The sequence below is a fragment of the Aeromonas sp. PrichA-15 genome, from assembly GCF_017939245.1.
In the GTDB taxonomy this organism is placed as follows: domain Bacteria; phylum Pseudomonadota; class Gammaproteobacteria; order Enterobacterales; family Aeromonadaceae; genus Aeromonas; species Aeromonas caviae.
In genome coordinates this window covers 1-607 of the sequence record NZ_JAGKRH010000308.1, presented here as the reverse complement: position 1 = coordinate 607, position 607 = coordinate 1, and the positions used below count along the sequence as shown (strand labels likewise).

General features: G+C 48.3%; 1 tRNA gene and 1 rRNA gene. Both read left to right on the top strand.

Annotated features, from left to right (window positions below):
- Positions 1 to 136: ribosomal RNA gene (locus J9889_RS21970) — 16S ribosomal RNA — on the top strand; the annotation flags it as partial.
- A 226-nt stretch (positions 137 to 362) separates the two neighbouring features.
- Positions 363 to 438, top strand: a tRNA-Glu gene (locus J9889_RS21965).
- Positions 439 to 607 lie beyond the last annotated feature (169 nt).

The window sequence follows — 607 nt, the reverse complement described above, 5'->3', positions numbered from 1 at the left end:
CACACCATGGGAGTGGGTTGCACCAGAAGTAGATAGCTTAACCTTCGGGAGGGCGTTTACCACGGTGTGATTCATGACTGGGGTGAAGTCGTAACAAGGTAACCCTAGGGGAACCTGGGGTTGGATCACCTCCTTACCTTAAGATGTCGAAGTTGTTGAGTGTTCACACAGATTGCCTTGATTCAAAGTAGTTAGAGCAAAGACCTGATGCGAAAGCATCAGTGCTTGTTCAACCCACGGTTGAACAAGAGAAGCCCTATCATTGGGTTTTGGGATGTGAATAATGGCGCTCGGCCTCGCAGGCTCGGCACTCGCCATTACCCAAAATCTGCACTGCTGACGCAGCGCAAAGATGATTTTGGGTCCCCTTCGTCTAGAGGCCTAGGACACCGCCCTTTCACGGCGGTAACAGGGGTTCGAATCCCCTAGGGGACGCCACTTCTCTTCGCAGCTCAAGAATACAGACATAAGCAGTCATGTTTATGTCTGTTTTCTTCGGTCACTGACCGTTGCAAACATGCTCTTTAACAATCTGGAAAGCTGATTTAAAAAGTAGTTCTCAAACATTTGTTACAAGTGCTTTGGAAACTTCTTGGCGAAAACCAAA